We start from the raw sequence: 20,434 nt of genomic DNA on the forward strand, positions 1-20,434 counted from the left end.
GAAGATGTCTGAAAAAAAATGGTATGTTGTTAGAGCAGTAAGTGGCCAAGAAAATAAAATCAAAACCTATATAGAAAATGAAATTTCTAGATTAGGGTTAGGTGATTTTGTTGATCAAGTATTGGTACCAACTGAAAAGGTTATTCAAATTCGTAACGGTAAGAAAATACAAAAAGAGAAAGTGTATTTTCCAGGTTATATTATGGTGCAAGCCAATTTAAGTGGTGAAATACCTCATATTATAAAGTCAATTACAAACGTTATTGGTTTTTTAGGTGAGACTAAAGGAGGTGATCCTGTGCCATTAAGACAGTCTGAAGTAAATAGGATGTTAGGTAAAGTAGATGAATTATCTGTTGAAGCTGATGCTAACGTTGCAATTCCTTATACTAAAGGTGAAACTGTTAAAGTTATTGATGGACCATTCAACGGGTTTGATGGAACTATTGAAAAAATAAATGAAGAAAAGCGTAAGCTAGAAGTAATGGTAAAGATTTTTGGAAGAAAAACGCCATTAGAATTAAGCTATATGCAAGTAGAGAAAGTTTAATAATTGTTACAATAAAGAGCGTAATATCTATGCTTCCAAAAATAGATAGGCGTAATAAACATTAAGAAATGGCAAAAGAAATAGACAAAGTAGTTAAGCTACAAGTTCGGGGAGGTGCTGCGAATCCATCGCCACCGGTAGGACCCGCTTTAGGTGCCGCTGGAGTTAATATCATGGAGTTCTGTAAGCAATTTAATGCTAGAACTCAAGATAAAGCAGGTAAAGTATTACCTGTTGTGATCTCTGTTTACAAAGATAAATCATTTGAATTTGTAATCAAGACACCACCAGCAGCAGTACAATTATTAGAAGCGGCCAAATTAAAGAAAGGATCAGGAGAACCAAACCGACGTAAAGTAGCAAAAGTAACTTGGGATCAAGTTAAGGCAATTGCAGAAGATAAAATGGTTGATTTAAATGCTTTTGAGATCGAATCAGCTATGAAAATGGTTGCCGGTACAGCAAGATCAATGGGTATCACTGTTAAAGGAGGAGAAGCTCCAAACTAAATTTTTTAGAAATGGCAAGATTAACAAAGAAAAAAAAGGAAGCACAAGCGAAGGTAGATAAAAACAAAGTCTATTCTTTAGAAGAAGCTTCAGCATTACTAAAAGAAATTACATATACAAAGTTTGATGCTTCAGTTGATTTAGCGATCAGATTAGGAGTTGATCCTCGTAAAGCGAATCAAATGGTTCGTGGTGTAGTTTCATTACCACATGGTACTGGTAAAGATATGAAGGTGCTAGCACTTGTTACTCCAGATAAAGAAGACGAAGCTAAAGAAGCAGGCGCTGATTATGTTGGATTAGATGAGTACTTACAAAAAATTAAAGATGGTTGGACAGATGTTGACGTTATCGTTACAATGCCAAGCATTATGGGTAAGTTAGGACCATTAGGTAGAGTTTTAGGACCAAGAGGTCTTATGCCAAACCCTAAGACGGGAACAGTAACAATGGATGTAGCGAAAGCAGTATCTGAAGTTAAAGCTGGTAAAATAGATTTTAAAGTAGATAAAACAGGTATAATTCATGCACCAATAGGTAAGGCGTCATTTAGTACGGATAAAATTATTGGAAATGCTAAAGAATTGTTGTCTACAATAATTAAATTAAAGCCAACTGCCTCTAAAGGAACTTACGTAAAGAGCATTTATATGTCTAGTACAATGAGTCCAAGTATAGCAGTTGATACAAAAATAGGATAGTAGTTAAACTTAGAACATTATGACAAGAGAAGAAAAATCCCAAGTAATTGAAGAGTTGACTGCTCAATTAGCAGATAATACAAATATCTATTTAACGGATATTTCTGGATTAGATGCAGCAACAACTTCAAATTTAAGAAGAGCATGTTTCAAGTCTAACATAAAGTTAGCTGTTGTAAAGAATACACTTTTAGAGAAAGCAATGAATGCATCGGATAAGGATTTCGGTGATTTACCTTCAACTTTAAAAGGGAATACGTCAGTAATGTATTCTGAAACAGGAAATGCTCCAGCTAAAGTAATAAAAGAATTCCGTAAAAAATCTGAAAAGCCTTTATTAAAAGGAGCTTTTATTGAGGAGTCTATTTACATTGGCGATGATTTATTAGATGCCTTAGTAGATATTAAGTCGAGAGAAGAACTTATTGGTGAAATTGTAACATTGTTACAATCTCCTGCTAAGAATGTTATCTCAGCGCTTAAATCAAGTGGTGGAACCATTGCAGGTATCGTAAAAACATTATCTGAAAGAGAAGGATAAACACATTACACAAAAGAAAATTAAATTATAACACACATTATTAAACAATAGAAAAATGGCAGATTTAAAAGATTTCGCAGAACAATTAGTTAATTTAACAGTAAAAGAAGTTAACGAATTAGCAACTATATTAAAAGATGAGTACGGTATTGAGCCTGCTGCTGCTGCTGTAGCAGTTGCTGCTGGTGGTGCTGGTGGTGGCGATGCTGCTGAAGAGCAAACTGAATTTGACGTAATTTTAAAGGCGGCTGGTGCTTCTAAATTAGCTGTAGTAAAGTTAGTTAAGGAATTAACTGGTTTAGGTTTAAAAGAAGCTAAAGGTTTAGTTGACGATGCACCAAGTGCTATCAAAGAAGGTGTAGCTAAAGACGAAGCTGAGGCATTAAAATCTCAGTTAGAAGAGGCTGGCGCTGAAGTTGAGCTTAAGTAAGCTTATCTCATTTACATTACAAGGTTTAGGTCTAGAGTAGTGCTCTAAGACCTAAACCATTTTGTGTATATAAACGTTATATACATTTTTTAGTTTTTATTTAATAAAATCTCGTTCATCAATGTTAGCAAAAAAGGCTGAAAGAATTAATTTCTCTTCTATTGTAAATAGAACAGATTACCCAGACTTTTTGGATATCCAAATTAAATCCTTCCAGGATTTTTTCCAATTAGAAACAAAGTCAGAAGAAAGAGGTACTGAAGGTTTATATAACACCTTCATGGAGAACTTCCCAATAACAGATACACGTAATCAATTCGTATTAGAATTTTTAGATTACTTTATTGATCCACCAAGATATTCTATAGAAGAATGTATTGAAAGAGGATTAACGTATAGTGTACCGTTAAAAGCAAGATTGAAGTTATATTGTACAGATCCAGAACATGAAGATTTCGAAACCATAGTTCAGGATGTATATTTAGGTACCATACCTTATATGACACCAAGTGGAACGTTTTGTATCAATGGTGCAGAACGTGTTGTAGTTTCTCAATTACATAGATCACCAGGTGTATTCTTTAGCCAATCTTTCCATGCTAATGGAACTAAATTATATTCTGCAAGAGTTATTCCTTTTAAAGGGTCTTGGATAGAATTTGCTACGGATATCAATCAGGTAATGTATGCTTATATTGATAGAAAGAAAAAGCTACCTGTAACAACATTATTTAGAGCGATTGGTTTTGAACGTGATAAAGATATACTAGAAATTTTTGACCTTGCTGAAGAAGTAAAGGTTTCAAAATCTGGATTAAAAAAGGTCATTGGTCGTAAATTAGCGGCTCGTGTTCTTAATACATGGCATGAAGATTTCGTTGATGAAGATACTGGAGAAGTAGTATCTATTGAGCGTAACGAAATTGTTTTAGACCGTGACACAATAATAGATAAAGATAATATTGAAGAAATTCTTGAGGCAGAAGTAAAAACTGTTCTTTTACATAAAGAGAGTTCGCAACAAGGAGATTACGCAATTATTCATAATACATTACAAAAAGATCCAACAAATTCTGAAAAAGAAGCTGTTGAGCATATTTATCGTCAATTACGTAATGCTGAGCCGCCAGATGAGGAGACAGCACGTGGTATTATAGATAAATTATTCTTTTCTGACCAACGTTACTCTTTAGGAGAAGTAGGTCGTTACAGAATGAACAAAAAACTACAGTTAGATATCGGCATGGACAAACAAGTTTTGACCAAAGAAGATATCATAACGATTATAAAATATTTAATTGAGTTAATTAACTCTAAAGCTGAGATTGATGATATTGATCACTTATCTAACCGTCGTGTACGTACTGTAGGTGAGCAGTTATCTTCTCAATTTGGTGTTGGTTTAGCACGTATGGCACGTACTATTCGTGAACGTATGAATGTACGTGATAACGAAGTATTTACACCAATTGATTTAATTAATGCTAAGACATTATCGTCTGTAATTAATTCGTTCTTTGGAACAAATCAGTTATCTCAATTTATGGATCAAACCAATCCTTTAGCAGAAATTACGCATAAGCGTCGTTTATCAGCTTTAGGACCAGGTGGTTTATCTAGAGAAAGAGCAGGTTTCGAGGTACGAGATGTTCACTATACGCATTATGGACGTTTATGTCCTATTGAAACACCAGAGGGACCTAATATTGGATTAATATCATCATTATCGGTATTCGCAAAAGTGAATTCAATGGGATTCATTGAAACACCATACCGTAAGGTCGAAGAAGGTGTGGTTGATATTAAAAACGCTCCAACATATTTAAGTGCTGAAGAGGAAGAGAATATGTTAATCGCTCAGGCAACTATTAAAGTTGATGATGACGGAAAAATTTTAGAAGATAAAATTATTTCACGTCAAGAAGGTGATTTCCCAGTTATTGATCCTTCGCAAGTAGATTATACAGATGTGGCTCCAAACCAAATTACATCGATATCTGCTTCTTTAATTCCGTTCTTAGAACATGATGATGCCAACCGTGCATTAATGGGATCTAACATGATGCGTCAGGCTGTACCTTTATTAAGACCTGAAGCACCGATTGTAGGAACAGGTTTAGAACGTCAAGTAGCTTCAGATTCAAGAGTATTAATAAATGCTGAAGGCGCAGGTACTGTAGAGTATGTTGACGCTGAAAAAATAACGATTAGATACGAACGTACTGAAGAAGAGGCAATGGTTAGTTTTGATAGTGATACTAAAACTTATCCATTAGTTAAATTTAGAAAAACTAACCAAGGAACTTCAATTAACCTTAAACCAATTGTAGAAAAAGGTGATAAAGTTTCTAAAGGGCAAGTTCTATGTCAAGGTTATGCCACCGAAAACGGTGAATTAGCACTAGGTAGAAATATGAAAGTAGCCTTTATGCCATGGAAAGGGTATAACTTTGAGGATGCGATTGTAATTTCTGAAAAGGTGGTTAGAGAAGATGTATTTACATCTATTCATATTGATGAGTATTCATTAGAAGTAAGAGATACTAAATTAGGTAATGAAGAATTAACCAATGACATTCCTAATGTTTCTGAAGAAGCTACAAAAGATTTAGATGAAAATGGTATGATTCGTATTGGTGCGGAAATCAAACCAGGTGATATCTTAATTGGTAAAATTACGCCTAAAGGAGAATCAGATCCAACGCCAGAAGAAAAACTTCTAAGAGCAATCTTTGGTGATAAAGCTGGAGATGTAAAAGATGCTTCTTTAAAAGCTTCGCCATCTCTTAATGGTGTAGTCATTAATAAAAAATTATTTGCTAGAGCTGTAAAAGATAAGCGCAAGAGAGCACAAGACAAAGAAGATATCGAAGCATTAGAAAATGCTTATGATAACAGATTTGATGAGCTTAAAAATATACTTGTTGAAAAATTATTCAACATAGTAAATGGAAAAACAGCTCAGGGCATTTATAATGATTTAGGAGAAGAAATTATTCCAAAAGGTAAAAAGTATACCTTAAAAATGTTAAATGCAGTAGATGACTATACGCATTTAACTTCAGGAAAATGGACAACGGATGATCATACAAATGAACTTGTTGCAGATTTAATCCATAATTATAAAATTAAGGAAAATGATCTTCAAGGGTCTTTAAGACGAGAAAAGTTTACAGTTTCTGTAGGTGATGAGTTACCAGCAGGTATCATTAAATTAGCTAAGGTTTATATTGCTAAAAAGCGTAAACTAAAAGTTGGTGATAAAATGGCAGGTCGTCACGGTAACAAAGGTATTGTTGCTCGTATTGTACGTCAAGAAGATATGCCTTTCTTAGAAGATGGAACTCCAGTTGATATTGTATTAAATCCACTTGGTGTACCTTCTCGTATGAATATTGGTCAGATTTATGAAACCGTTTTAGGATGGGCTGGTCAAGATTTAGGTAAAAAATACGCGACACCAATATTTGATGGTGCAACATTAGATCAAATTAATGCATATACAGATGAAGCTGGTATCCCAAGATTTGGTCATACATATCTCTATGATGGAGGAACAGGTGATCGTTTTGATCAACCAGCAACAGTTGGTGTGATTTACATGATTAAACTTGGTCACATGATTGATGATAAAATGCACGCACGTTCTATTGGACCATACTCATTAATTACGCAGCAACCATTAGGTGGTAAAGCGCAATTTGGTGGACAACGTTTTGGTGAAATGGAAGTTTGGGCACTTGAAGCATATGGTGCATCAAGTACTTTACGAGAGATCTTAACTGTAAAATCAGATGATGTTATTGGTAGAGCTAAAACTTACGAAGCAATCGTTAAGGGAGAGCCAATGCCAGAACCAGGATTACCAGAATCATTCAACGTACTTATGCACGAATTGAAAGGTTTAGGTTTAGATATTAGATTAGAGGAATAAAAAATAGTAGGCAGTCGTCAGTATGCAATGAACACTGTGTACTGAAGACTGAAGACTGAATACTATAAAGAACATGGCAAGAAAACAAGATAAGAATACAGTACAGAAATTTAATAAAATTTCTATTGGTTTAGCATCACCTGAGTCTGTTTTAGCAGCATCTCGAGGTGAGGTATTAAAGCCAGAAACTATTAATTATCGAACTCACAAACCAGAAAGAGATGGTTTGTTCTGTGAGCGAATTTTTGGTCCTGTAAAGGATTTTGAATGTGCTTGTGGTAAATATAAAAGAATACGCTACAAAGGAATTGTTTGTGACCGTTGTGGTGTTGAAGTAACTGAAAAGAAGGTACGTAGAGATAGAGTAGGACACATTAATTTAGTGGTTCCAGTAGCGCATATCTGGTATTTCCGTTCGTTACCAAATAAAATAGGTTACCTTCTTGGATTACCATCTAAGAAATTAGATATGATTATCTATTATGAGCGTTACGTGGTTATTCAACCAGGTATTGCAATGAATGCAGAAGGTGAGCCAATTCAAAAAATGGATTTCTTAACTGAAGAAGAATATTTAAATATTCTAGAAACTATTCCTCAAGAAAACCAATATTTAGACGATACAGACCCTAATAAGTTCATTGCTAAGATGGGTGCTGAGTGTTTAATTGATTTATTAGCAAGAATTGACTTAGATCAATTATCTTATGATTTAAGACATAAAGCGAATAATGAAACATCGAAGCAACGTAAGACAGAAGCATTAAAACGTCTACAAGTTGTAGAAGCGTTTAGAGATTCTAATGAAAACAGAGAGAACAGACCAGAATGGATGATCATGAAGGCTGTACCTGTAATTCCACCAGAATTAAGACCGTTAGTACCATTAGATGGTGGTCGTTTTGCAACTTCAGATTTAAATGATTTATACCGTCGTGTAATTATCCGTAACAACCGTCTTAAGCGTTTGGTTGAGATAAAAGCACCAGAAGTAATTTTACGAAATGAAAAACGTATGTTACAAGAGTCAGTAGATTCTTTATTTGATAACACGCGTAAATCTTCAGCAGTAAAAACAGATTCTAATAGACCATTAAAATCATTATCAGATTCACTTAAAGGTAAGCAAGGACGTTTCCGTCAAAACTTACTTGGTAAGCGTGTTGATTATTCTGCACGTTCTGTAATTGTTGTAGGACCAGAATTAAAATTATTTGAATGTGGATTGCCAAAAGGTATGGCAGCCGAACTTTATAAGCCTTTTATCATTAGAAAATTAATTGAAAGAGGTATTGTAAAAACGGTAAAATCTGCAAAGAAAATTATAGATAGAAAAGAGCCTGTAGTTTGGGATATCTTAGAGAATGTATTAAAAGGACATCCAGTTCTTTTAAACCGTGCTCCTACGTTACACAGACTTGGTATACAAGCATTCCAACCAAAACTTATTGAAGGTAAAGCTATTCAGTTACACCCATTAGTGTGTACTGCATTTAATGCCGATTTCGATGGTGACCAGATGGCTGTGCATTTACCATTAGGACCAGAAGCAATCTTAGAATGTCAATTATTAATGTTGGCTTCACATAATATTTTAAATCCAGCTAATGGATCTCCAGTGACGGTACCTTCTCAGGATATGGTACTTGGTTTATATTATATGACTAAGCTTCGTAAATCTACACCAGAAGTGCCTATTAAAGGAGAAGGTTTAACGTTTTACTCGCCTCAAGAGGTTACAATTGCTTACAATGAAAAGCGTGTAGACTTAAATGCAGGTATTAAAGTTAGAACCTACGATTTTAATGAAGAAGGTGAATTAACAAAACAAATTATAGAGACTACTGTTGGTCGTGTACTTTTTAACGAAAAAGTGCCAGCAGCTGCAGGTTATATCAATGAGGTATTAACTAAAAAGTCTTTAAGAGAAATTATCCATGGTATCCTTAAAAAGACAAGTGTACCAGAAACGGCTGATTTCTTAGATGAAATAAAAACACAAGGTTATAAGTTTGCATTCCAAGGTGGATTATCATTTAGTTTAGGTGATATTATTATACCTCAAGAAAAGCATGCTATGATCGATGCTGCTAATAAGCAAGTAGATGGTATTATGGGTAACTATAATATGGGTCTTATTACTAATAACGAACGTTATAATCAAGTTATTGATATATGGACATCTACCAATGCAGAATTGACAGAATTATCTATGAAGCGTATCCGTGAGGATCAGCAAGGATTTAACTCAGTATTTATGATGTTAGACTCTGGAGCTCGTGGATCTAAAGAGCAAATTCGTCAGTTAACAGGTATGCGTGGATTAATGGCAAAGCCTAAAAAATCTAACGCAGGTGGAGGCGAAATTATTGAAAATCCAATTCTTTCAAACTTTAAAGAAGGACTTTCAATTTTAGAATACTTTATTTCTACTCACGGTGCACGTAAAGGTCTTGCAGATACGGCTCTTAAAACTGCTGATGCTGGTTACTTAACACGTCGTTTAGTAGATGTTTCGCAAGATGTTATTGTATACGAAGAAGACTGTGGAACATTAAGAGGTATTGAAGTAGCGGCACTTAAGAAAAATGAAGAGATTGTTGAGAGCTTAGAAGCTAGAATCGTTGGTAGAACATCACTTAATGATGTGTATGATCCATTAACTGAAGAATTATTAGTTGAAGCAGGAGGTCATATCGATGATATAATTGCTAAGAAAATTGGTAATTCTCCATTAGAGTCTATTGAAGTGCGTTCACCATTATCTTGTGAAGCTAAGAAAGGTATATGTGTTAAATGTTATGGTCGTAATCTTGCAACTGGTAAAATGGTTCAACGAGGTGAAGCTGTAGGAGTTGTTGCTGCTCAGTCTATTGGAGAACCAGGAACTCAGTTAACACTACGTACATTCCACGTAGGTGGTATTGCGGGTAACATTTCTGAGGATAACAAATTAACTGTTAAGTTTGATGGTATTGCCGAAATTGAAGATCTTAAAACTGTTAAATCAAAAGATACTGAAGGTAATGATGTAGATGTTGTTATATCTAGAACATCAGAATTGAAATTATTAGATGCTAAAACAGGAATTGTTTTAAGTACTAATAATATTCAGTATGGTTCGCATATCTTTATTAAGCCTGGAGACAAGCTTAAGAAAGGTGATGTGGTATCACAATGGGATCCTTATAACGGTGTAATTATTTCAGAATTTGCTGGTAAAGTAAAATATGAAAACATTGAACAAGGTGTTACATATCAAGTTGAAATTGATGAACAAACAGGATTCCAAGAAAAGGTAATTTCAGAATCTAGAAATAAGAAGTTAATACCAACATTATTAATTGAAGATTCTAAAGGTGAGACTATACGTTCTTACAACTTACCTGTAGGTGCACACATTATGATTGATGATGGCGATAAAATTGAAATCGGTAAGATTTTAGTGAAAATCCCTCGTAAATCGGCTAAGGCTGGTGATATTACAGGTGGTTTACCTCGTGTAACGGAGTTATTTGAAGCACGTAACCCTTCTAATCCTGCTGTTGTTAGTGCTATTGATGGTGTTGTGTCTTTCGGTAAAATTAAGCGTGGTAATCGTGAAATTATTATTGAATCTAAACAAGGTGATGTTAGAAAATACTTAGTGAAATTGTCTAATCAGATTCTTGTACAAGAGAATGATTATGTAAAAGCTGGTATGCCATTGTCTGATGGTTCGATAACACCAAATGATATCCTTAATATAAAAGGCCCTTCAGCGGTACAACAATACTTAGTAAACGAAGTACAAGAAGTTTATCGTTTACAAGGGGTAAAAATTAATGATAAGCATTTCGAAGTTGTTGTAAGACAAATGATGCGTAAAGTTAGAATTATTGATTCTGGTGATACTATTTTCTTAGAAAATCAATTAGTTCATAAATCAGATTTCATTGAAGAAAATGATAAGATTTTTGGAATGAAAGTGGTAGAAGATGCTGGAGATTCTCAGAATTTAAAATCGGGTCAAATTGTAACGGTTAGAGAATTAAGAGATGAAAACTCTAGCTTAAGAAGAGAAGATAAAAACTTAGTAACTGCAAGAGATGCTAGTCCTGCGACAGCAACTCCTATTTTACAAGGGATTACTAGAGCTTCATTACAGACTAAGTCGTTTATATCGGCAGCATCATTCCAAGAAACTACAAAAGTATTAAACGAAGCCGCTGTAAATGGTAAAGTAGATGCTTTAGAAGGTCTTAAGGAAAATGTAATTGTTGGTCATAGAATACCAGCAGGTACAGGTGTTAGAGAGTACGAAAACATCATTGTTGGTTCTAAGCAAGAATTCAATGAAATGATGAAGGCTAAAGAAGAAATGAATTTTAATTAATTCTAATTTTCTTTAAAATAATAAAATTTAAAAAGCCTTCTTGTGTATACACTTGAAGGCTTTTTTAATTACATAAATCTTAATTCGATTAAAAAGAAATTAAAAAACAATAAAATGGCAGACGAAAAAAATAGTCCGAAAAAAGGGCAAATCAATATAGAATTAGACGAAAAGATAGCGGAAGGAACATATTCTAACTTAGCAATAATTAACCATTCAGTATCTGAATTTGTAGTAGACTTTGTTAGTATTATGCCAGGAACTCCGAAAAGTAAAGTAAAATCTAGAATTATTTTAACACCGCAACATGCAAAGCGTTTATTAAAAGCTTTAGCAGATAATGTAACTCGTTTTGAAAAGGCGCATGGCGAAATAAAAGATTATGAGCAACCACCAATACCATTAAATTTTGGACCAACAGGTCAAGCTTAATTGAATTCTACAATAGACATTGGTATTTGGATATTATCAACTAAGTATATAAACAGGGTAAGACGAAAGTTGAGGCTTAAAATTATGACGCTATTCTACTATATTTAAAATTTTCAAACAATTGTTTTTGATTATTCAAAATTTAACCACAATAGATTTTAGTTATTAAAAATAAGTGATTTTAATATGTGTTTAATGCGTTTATTTAATTTTTTGACAAACTTATACACCTCCTTGTTAAGGGTCTCTTAAACATGTCTTAAAATTCAATTTTGTTATTTTTCTTAGTTTATTTAAACAAAAAACCTCTAAATATGATATTTAGAGGTTTTTTGTTTAATTCTAATTTGTTTTTTACGCAACATCTTTCTGCTTCAATTGATATTGTAAAGCACCAGATGGACATTTTTTTATTTGATTAATAATGGCTTCTGTTTGCGCTCCTTCTAAATCAATCCAAGGTATTACAGAGCTTCTAAATACATTTGAAAGTTGTCTTGCGCATAATTCTGCATTTGAACAGCATCGCGGTTTGTAGGTAACGGTAATTTCAGCATTGCTGAAAACGTTTTCGTTTATTTCCATAATAAGTAGATTAGTTTGGGGTTAATCTTATTTGAAAGTATAAAATGATAACAAAAAGTTATTAAATTACAGACAAAATACCATTTATATCGGTAAAGTGATGTAAAATTTTTACTTTTTCGATGAAATACATAGCGTATTTATTCAAATTCGGATGTCATATGAAAGGTAATACTAGGATATTTTTGTTGCGACATTTGAAGAGAAAATTGTGAATCCGCTAAAAAGACGAGCTGATTGCGTTTATCTCGTGCTAAATAACGTTGTTTTACCCTAATGAAATCTTGAAATTCTTCACTCTTTTCGTTTTCTGTCTGAATCCAACAAGCTTTATGTACATTCAGGTTTTCGTAGGTACATTTCGCGCCATATTCGTGCTCTAATCGGTACTGAATTACCTCGTATTGTAGTGCTCCAACGGTACCTATGACCTTTCTACCGTTAAAATCTAAAGTAAATAATTGCGCTACACCTTCATCCATTAATTGATCGATACCCTTATATAACTGTTTAGATTTCATAGGGTCAGCATTATTTATATATCTAAAATGTTCGGGCGAAAAACTAGGAACGCCTTTGTAATTTAGTATTTCACCTTCAGTTAGGGTGTCTCCAATTTTAAAACTACCTGTATCTTGTAAACCTACAATATCACCAGGATAAGAAATATCTACAATTTCTTTTTTCTCAGCAAAGAACGCATTTGGACTTGAGAATTTTAATTTTTTGTTATGTCTTACATGAAGATATGGTGTGTTACGTTTAAATTCTCCTGAAACAATTTTAATAAAGGCCAATCTGTTTCTGTGATTGGGATCCATATTGGCATGAATTTTAAATACAAAACCACTAAACTTTTTTTCGTCTGGCGCAACCAATCGTTCTTCACTGTGTTTTGGTCTTGGTTTTGGCGCTATATCCACAAAACAATCAAGTAATTCTCTTACGCCAAAATTATTTAATGCAGAACCAAAAAATACGGGTTGTTGCGTGCCGTTAAGATAATTTTCTGTGTTAAATTGTGGGTAGATTCCTTCTACTAATTCTATTTCTTCACGTAATGTTTTAGCTGCTTTTTCTCCAACTAATTTATCTAATTCTGAAGATGATAAATCTGAGATTTCGATGGTTTCTTCTATATCTTTTCTGCTATCTCCAGAAAATAAATTAATATTTTTCTCCCATATATTATAAATACCTTTAAAATCATATCCCATACCAATAGGGAAACTTAATGGTACTACTTTAAGACCTAATTTTTGTTCAATTTCATCTAATAAATCAAAAGCATCTTTACCTTCTCTATCCATTTTATTAATGAATACTATCATAGGTATATTACGCATTCTACAGACTTCAACAAGTTTTTCTGTCTGCTCTTCTACACCTTTCGCAACATCTATAACAACAATAACGCTATCTACAGCAGTAAGTGTTCTAAAGGTGTCTTCTGCAAAATCTTTGTGACCTGGTGTGTCTAAAATATTGATTTTGATCCCATTATATTCAAAAGCCAAGACAGAAGTAGCAACAGAAATACCACGTTGGCGTTCAATTTCCATAAAATCACTTGTGGCTCCTTTTTTGATTTTATTACTTTTTACGGCACCTGCTTCTTGTATCGCACCTCCAAATAATAATAGTTTTTCGGTAAGGGTTGTTTTACCTGCATCTGGATGCGAGATTATGCCAAATGTTCGACGTCTGTTTATTTCTTTTAAAAAACTCATAATATTAATTGAAAAAGGAATGCAAATATATCATTTATAAGTTCAATAAAAATAAGAATTCAAAAGGTTTTGGGATTAAAGATAGGTCATGGTAAAAATAGTATTTGGTATGTTGTTTAATTGAAAAATTTCTTTTAGAACTATAAATTTTATGTTTTGTTGAGTTTTTTTTATCTATTTATTTTAGCAAATAAATTTGATTTATTTTAAGAAAAAAATCAAGAAAAATACGATGGTAAATTCTATTGAATTATTCTAATTTTTGTAGGTATAATAATACAACGTTAAAGTTAACGTTAAGTTTAATTAGTTATTAAATAATAGGAGTATATTTAATTTTTATTTATAGTTTTTCAGTGAAATAATGGTGTTTCTCCTAATTTAATCAAAGGATAAAATCTTGTTTATAAACAAAAATGTTTTAAATTTACATTTATAAAATTAAGGGATTGATTTTTTGAAGTTGATTGATAGCAAATCTCTTCACAATTTATATGATTTTTCTAAGTGCTAGTGACTTTAAGACATCCTAATGTGTCTTATAATTTAATAGGTTTTGATATTGATATTGAAAATACCTAATAATAAAAATGTTAGTTAAAAATTTTGTCGAATGTATTGCTTTGAAATTTTTGAATTCGGCTTTACAAACAATTGAACCATACATCAACTATATATATTTATGAAAATCTCTACTCGATTCTCAAATGTAAGATCACTCTATTTGTCTTTAGGGTTAATCTTGTTTCCTTTTTTACTTATTGTTGCACAAGAAAATTCAGCTAATGCACCTAGTATTCAATCTGGTGTATCTTTTCAATGGGTAGAAGCAAATCAGCCTAGTAATTCTGATCCAGCGACCATTCTAAGTATAACGGTGGATGGGTTAGTTTATAATGATTTCAACTTAGGAATTCCAAGCTCTTATCAATTAACACAACTTGGTCCTAACGGCCATGGTGCTAATAATATTAGATTTAATGGAGGAGTAAATACTGATAGTTCTGATCCTAATTGGGATAATTGGGCATTGGCAGCTTTTCAAGATTTAAATTTGAATCACTATTTTGAGGCGAATGGTAATGGTGAAGCTATTTGTGAAAATTATAATGCTGCTGATGGGACTCCAAATGAAGAGACTACAGTCGCACAACGACAAACTTTGAGTTATTCACCAGGAATAAAGACTACAGATAATGGTATAATTGCAATTACAGAACGAAATGCTAATAATTGTCTTCATGTTGAAGTTTTTGGGACTTTAACAGATGGTGGTACAGTTGTTTCACTTGGTGAAACATTTGTCAATCAGGATGATACACAATGGGGACATGGTGGTACAGGTGTTAATGGTAGTGATCTGGGTACCGTTGGTACAGTAAATTCTCCTACGGTTAACCCTACATCGGGTATTCCATCTGATTATTGGTTATGTGATAGGGTAATAAATAATGGAGGTACTATTGGTATAGCATTATTTCGTTTGGATGATTTAGCGCCAGTAGGGTCTACAATTACTAGTATTCAATTAACAGCATCAACATCAGATCATGGTGATGGTAAAGTGTTTATAATTACACAGCCAGATGATGATGGTGATGGTGAACCTAATGCTACTGATATTTGTCCGGAAGGTGATGACAACGATAATAATGATGGAGACGCTTATCCAGATGCTTGTGATGAAGATGATGATAATGATGGAATTTTAGATATAAATGAATTAGATTGTTCTTCGGGACCAGTGGCTTTAGATCAGACTTTTTCTGATAATACAGGTACAGCGGATGTTCCTGAGTCGGTTAGTAATTTATTTCCATATGCAGGTGTAGATGTGCTATTTACGTATGAGTTAAAAGGTTCGGCAACTTGGTCTAGTGGTGTGTCTAATCAAAATTATCCTGTAGGCCCAGATGGACAAGTTGTAAATACTCAGCCAAATAATACGGATTTTCCTAATGGCGATGTTGCCATTTATACATATACATTTTCAGAACCAGTTTATAATGTGAATTTTAAGTTTGGAGGCCTTGATAATGCGGATAGAGCAGATTTCGCGGCTTCAAATGGATTTGAAAATGTTGCTGTGACTATAAATAATAATTTAGGTTTAGGTGCTAATGCTACAGTTACGGGTCAAAGTGTTGTAAGTGTTGCGGGAGGCGCAAATGCACCTAATAATGCTGTAGGTATATCTATAGCTGAACCTGTAAGAGAAATTAAAATTACTGTAGGGAAACAAAATGGAAATGCTGGTAATGTAACTATGCAGTTTTACGAATTAGAATATTGTGTTGGTATTGATACAGATAATGATGGTGTTAATGATATTTTTGATTTAGATTCAGATAACGATGGTATTTATGATATTGATGAAGCCGGTAATGGCGCTTTAGATACAAATGGCAACGGTTATATTGATTCTGGCGATACAGGTGGTCTTGGAGATGGCGATGGAAATGGAGCAAATGATACTGCAGAATCAAATGCACCTATAGATACATTAAATGACGGAAGTTATGATTTCCAAAATACAGATAGTGATGGTGATGGGTGTTCTGATGCTAATGAAGCCTATAGTGATGATAACGCAGATGGAGGAGATGGAGGTCAGTTTGGAACAGGTGACCCTTCAACGGTAGATAGTTCGAATGGTTTAGTTACTGAAACGGGAGTAGATTATAGTCTTGGAACTACTGCAGCTGTAACGGATGGAGATTTTACTCAAAGTATTTGTTATGAAGATATATGTGATGCCACGATTTCAGGAAATTCAGATAACGATGGAGATAATATAAGTGATATTTGTGACCTAGACGATGATAATGATGGTATTTTAGATACAGTGGAGTGTCAAAATTATTCTCCTATGCAGTTTGTTGGCTTGTCTAGTACAGTACAAAGTTATACTGTATCGAATACAACGATTATGCAGAGTACAACAGGAACTGTTGATGTTGCTGAAACAGATAATAACGGTAATGTGGCGCTTAGAGATAATGGTAATACGATGAGTTTAAGTACGTCAAATGCATCAAGTTTTATTGTTTCTCCGGCAACAAATACGGGCGTTAATTTTGATGGTGTTGATCAATGGACAATGTCTTCTACAGGAGCTGTTTTTGTGGTAAATGACCCTTTAAATGGCTTAAATGTTATGTCTAATGTTGTAGGCTCAATAACTTTTGGGCCAGCTTCGAGTAATTCACAGGGTTGGACTATTCAGGTTTATGAAATCACAGATTTAACTGTAATAATGGATTTCGGAAATGCGCGTTCAGATTTAAATATTGCAGTTGTTGTGCCTTGTATAGATACAGATGGTGATGGCGTAAATGATAATTTAGATTTAGATTCAGATAATGATGGTATATACGATATTGATGAAGCGGGTATAGGTAATTTAGATACGGATAATGATGGTGATTTAGATAGTGATGATGACGTTTTTAACGATTCAGATAGTAATGGTGCTGATGACACTGCAGAATCAAATACACCTATAGATACATTAAATGACGGAAGTTATGATTTCCAAAATACAGATAGTGATGGTGATGGGTGTTCTGATGCTAACGAAGTATATGAGGATAATAACGCTGATGGTGGTGATGGAGGTCAATTTGGAGTTTCTGATCCAGCGACAGTAGATGTAAACACTGGTTTAGTTACAGAGTCTGGAGTTAATTACTTATTGGGTACAAATGTAGCTATGACAGATAATACTGATTCTTCTGGTTGTAGTGCTTGTATCGATGTGATTCCATCTGATAACCCAACAGCAGCAATTGTTGCAGGCGATGTAACATTTGATATTGATAGTGGAATCAACTCTGGATTTCCAGCAGAATTAAATTCAATAACAATAGCTGGTCAACCTAACCCATTTACCGCAATTTATGCACCAAATAACTTAAATTATCAATATGCTAATCCAGCAGCAGGTAGCCAGTTTATTAGAGATCAATTAACGACAACGGCTACTATTGCAGATGGTACGGAGATTTATAATGAAGCATTATTAGCGGCTAACGCAGAAAATGACTTAAGACATTATTTGTCTATGGATAATACTATTGATCCTACAGATTTTAATGAATATATTTATAATTCTCCTATTGCTGCAGCGTCTAATAGATACGTTGTAATTACGGAGCGAAATGGTAATAATGAATTAAGTATTCAAGCTTTAGATAATAATTTAAATCCAATTGGAAACATTATTGTAGCTGACGCAACCAATTATATAGATACAAATGTTGGTACTGATTTTAATCAAAATGTTTTTGTTACTATTTATCCATTAACAGCATTATTACCTTCAGGGACTGATATTCAAGGTATAAGAGTTACTCAAACAGGAGCATCGGGTGGCGATGGTGGTGATGGTAAAGCCTTTATAATTTATGATCCTAGTTTCTTAGTGCTGCCTCCAACTATTAATGTAACCACATCTAGTGTTCAACCAGATTGTACAACCTTACAAGGTTCTATTTCAATTGATGCTACTGATAATGGAGGAGGAGCTATGGAATATAGTGTCAATGGTGTAGCAGGTCCTTTTCAATCAAGTCCAAATTTTTCAGGTTTAGCTCCTGGATCGTATACCGTTGCTGTAAGATATGTAAATTCTCCAAGCTGTGTAGAAGAAGCATTGAATCCTATAGAGTTGGAAGTTCCAGATATTTGTGATATTGATTCATCTAATGCGTCAGTATGTAATGATAATGGTACTCCGTTAATCCTGACGGATGATACTTTTACTGCAGACATAACCGTTTACTTTAATAACCCGCCAGCTACTGGTAATCTAGTTTTATCTGGAGATGGTACTGGTTCAGTACCTGTATCGAGTTTAACTGCACCTTCATATACGTTTGTAGGTGTGACATTACCAGCAAATGGTAGTGAAATCTCATTGACAGCAACGTATTCTGATGATCCATCTCGAACATTAACAGTAAATGATGTTCTTATTGCGCCATATGAATGTAGTGATGATGCTTGTCCTGATACTATTCCTGCGGACAATCCTACTTCGGCGTTATTGTCTAGTGAAGTAAGTTTTAATATTTCAAGTGGTCCTCATGCAGGATTTCCAGCGGTATTAAATTCTATTACTGTTTCGGGACATTCAAATCCATTTACAGAGATTTATGCGCCTAATAATGTAAACTATCAGTATGCTAACCCACTTGGTACAAGTCAATACATTAGAGATCAGTTGTCTACAACTGCTACAATTGATGATGGTGTCACTGCTTATAATGCTGCGTTGTTAGCTGCTAATTTTGAAAATGATTTAAGACATTATTTATCAATGGATGACACTATTGATCCTACTGATTTTAATGAATTTATTTATAATACACCAATTGCTTCGGCGTCTAATCGTTTTGTGGTGATTTCTGAACGTGACGGAAATAATGAACTAAGTATTCAAGCTTTAGATAATTCATTAAACCCAATAGGAAATATTATAATTGCAGACCCGTCTAATTATATAAGTACAGGCATAAGTACTGATTTTACTCAGATTATACATTTAGCAATTTACCCATTAACTGCTTTGGTACCATCAGGTACTGATGTACATGGTATTAGAGTGACTCAAACAGGTGCGGCTGATGTTGGACCAAACTTTGAAGATGGAGGAGATGGAAAAGTTTTCATCATGTATGATAATGCATTTTTAACGCCACCACCAACTATAAGTCCTGCAACTTCGTTTGTTCAACCGACGTGTTTAGATAGTACTGGATCAATTAATGTTGTAGCTGTTGATAATGGAGGTGGTGCAATAGAGTACAGTGTTAATGGCTTGGGTGGTCCTTTTCAAACTAGTCCAAATTTCACTGGTTTAACAGCAGGATCATATAATGTAGCCGTTAGGTACGTTGGTAATACTGATTGTGCTGAAGTTGCGCTGGAACCGATTGTGTTAACGGATGCTAATTGTAGTATTAGTTTAATTAAAAGTGTCACAGGTGTGACCTCATTAGGTGCTGCTGGGATATTAGATGATGAAATAACCTATGAGTTTGAAATAACAAACACGTCTGATGAAGTATTATCAGATATAGTTGTAACAGATCCTTTAGTTGGCACAGTAACTTGTGTTTCAACAACATTGGCGGTAGGAGCTAGTACAACATGTAGCGGTACTTATGTTATAACACAAGCTGATATTGATGCTGGTGGTGTAGAAAATTCGGCAACGGTAAGAGCAGAAGTACCAGGCGGTGATACTCTAGATCCTAGTGATGATATTGTAGATGTTTCTGATACAGGAACGACAAGTAATGGTACTTTAGTTACAGATCCAGAAACGGTAGAAACTGATGATATTGATAGCGTCAATGGAAATAATAACGATGGTGATACGACTAATGACGTTACACCATTCGAAATCACGCAATCGCCAGAACTGACGGTAACTAAAACAACAAATGGAACGGTCACTTCAGCTGGATTACCTGGTTTATTAGAAGATACAATAGATTACACAATCACAGTAACCAACACGGGTAACGTCACGTTAACCAATGTAGAAGTTACAGATGCAGATGTTACCTTTATCTCAGGCACGAACCCAATAGCGAGTTTAGCATCAGGAGCTAGTGCGACGTTTGTAGTACGTCAAACGA

The 20,434-nt window shown here is 34.1% G+C and carries 11 protein-coding genes; 9 read left to right on the forward strand and 2 right to left on the reverse strand.

Translation table 11 applies throughout. The features are described from left to right. Positions 1-4: 4 nt before the first annotated feature. From nusG to HNV08_RS12095, 8 genes are all read left to right on the forward strand, one after another. On the forward strand, positions 5-550 hold the full coding sequence (gene nusG, locus HNV08_RS12060) for a transcription termination/antitermination protein NusG (RefSeq protein WP_194242009.1): 546 nt from the start codon (positions 5-7) through the stop codon (positions 548-550). 68 nt (positions 551-618) lie between these two features. Then, on the forward strand, positions 619-1,059 hold the full coding sequence (rplK, locus tag HNV08_RS12065) for a 50S ribosomal protein L11 (RefSeq protein WP_173281576.1): 441 nt from the start codon (positions 619-621) through the stop codon (positions 1,057-1,059). Between the two features lie 11 nt (positions 1,060-1,070). Then, positions 1,071-1,760, forward strand: coding sequence for a 50S ribosomal protein L1 (rplA, locus tag HNV08_RS12070; RefSeq protein WP_173281577.1), 690 nt, complete (start codon positions 1,071-1,073; stop codon positions 1,758-1,760). 19 nt (positions 1,761-1,779) lie between these two features. Next, positions 1,780-2,301 (forward strand): 50S ribosomal protein L10, encoded by a 522-nt coding sequence (gene rplJ / locus HNV08_RS12075; protein WP_173281578.1) that lies wholly within the window; start codon positions 1,780-1,782, stop codon positions 2,299-2,301. Positions 2,302-2,356: 55 nt separating this feature from the next. Then, the gene (gene rplL / locus HNV08_RS12080) at positions 2,357-2,731 is read left to right on the forward strand and encodes a 50S ribosomal protein L7/L12 (RefSeq protein WP_173281579.1); all 375 of its coding nucleotides are present in this window, start codon (positions 2,357-2,359) and stop codon (positions 2,729-2,731) included. A gap of 121 nt (positions 2,732-2,852) precedes the next feature. Next, positions 2,853-6,665 (forward strand): DNA-directed RNA polymerase subunit beta, encoded by a 3,813-nt coding sequence (rpoB, locus tag HNV08_RS12085; protein WP_173281580.1) that lies wholly within the window; start codon positions 2,853-2,855, stop codon positions 6,663-6,665. 73 nt (positions 6,666-6,738) lie between these two features. Beyond that, positions 6,739-11,040: a DNA-directed RNA polymerase subunit beta' gene (gene rpoC / locus HNV08_RS12090; RefSeq protein WP_173281581.1), complete on the forward strand. Its 4,302-nt coding sequence runs from the start codon at positions 6,739-6,741 to the stop codon at positions 11,038-11,040. Between the two features lie 114 nt (positions 11,041-11,154). Beyond that, positions 11,155-11,472: a DUF3467 domain-containing protein gene (locus tag HNV08_RS12095; protein ID WP_173281582.1), complete on the forward strand. Its 318-nt coding sequence runs from the start codon at positions 11,155-11,157 to the stop codon at positions 11,470-11,472. 354 nt (positions 11,473-11,826) lie between these two features. On the opposite strand, the gene HNV08_RS12100 is transcribed toward HNV08_RS12095, so the two are convergent. Together HNV08_RS12100 and HNV08_RS12105 are read right to left on the reverse strand one after the other, a co-directional pair. After that, positions 11,827-12,057 carry a (4Fe-4S)-binding protein gene (locus HNV08_RS12100; RefSeq protein WP_173281583.1) on the reverse strand — a complete coding sequence of 77 codons (231 nt, stop codon included), beginning with the start codon at positions 12,055-12,057 and terminating at the stop codon, positions 11,827-11,829. A gap of 140 nt (positions 12,058-12,197) precedes the next feature. After that, a complete protein-coding gene (locus HNV08_RS12105) occupies positions 12,198-13,787 on the reverse strand; it encodes a peptide chain release factor 3 (protein WP_173281584.1) in 1,590 nt (529 codons plus the stop codon). A 682-nt stretch (positions 13,788-14,469) separates the two neighbouring features. Between HNV08_RS12105 and HNV08_RS12110 the strand changes: the two genes are divergently transcribed. Continuing rightward, the coding region (locus tag HNV08_RS12110; protein ID WP_173281585.1) for a DUF11 domain-containing protein at positions 14,470-20,434 on the forward strand (5,965 nt) is incomplete at its 3' end.

It is taken from the genome of Winogradskyella eckloniae, assembly GCF_013249045.1.
Classification (GTDB): Bacteria; Bacteroidota; Bacteroidia; order Flavobacteriales; family Flavobacteriaceae; genus Winogradskyella; species Winogradskyella eckloniae.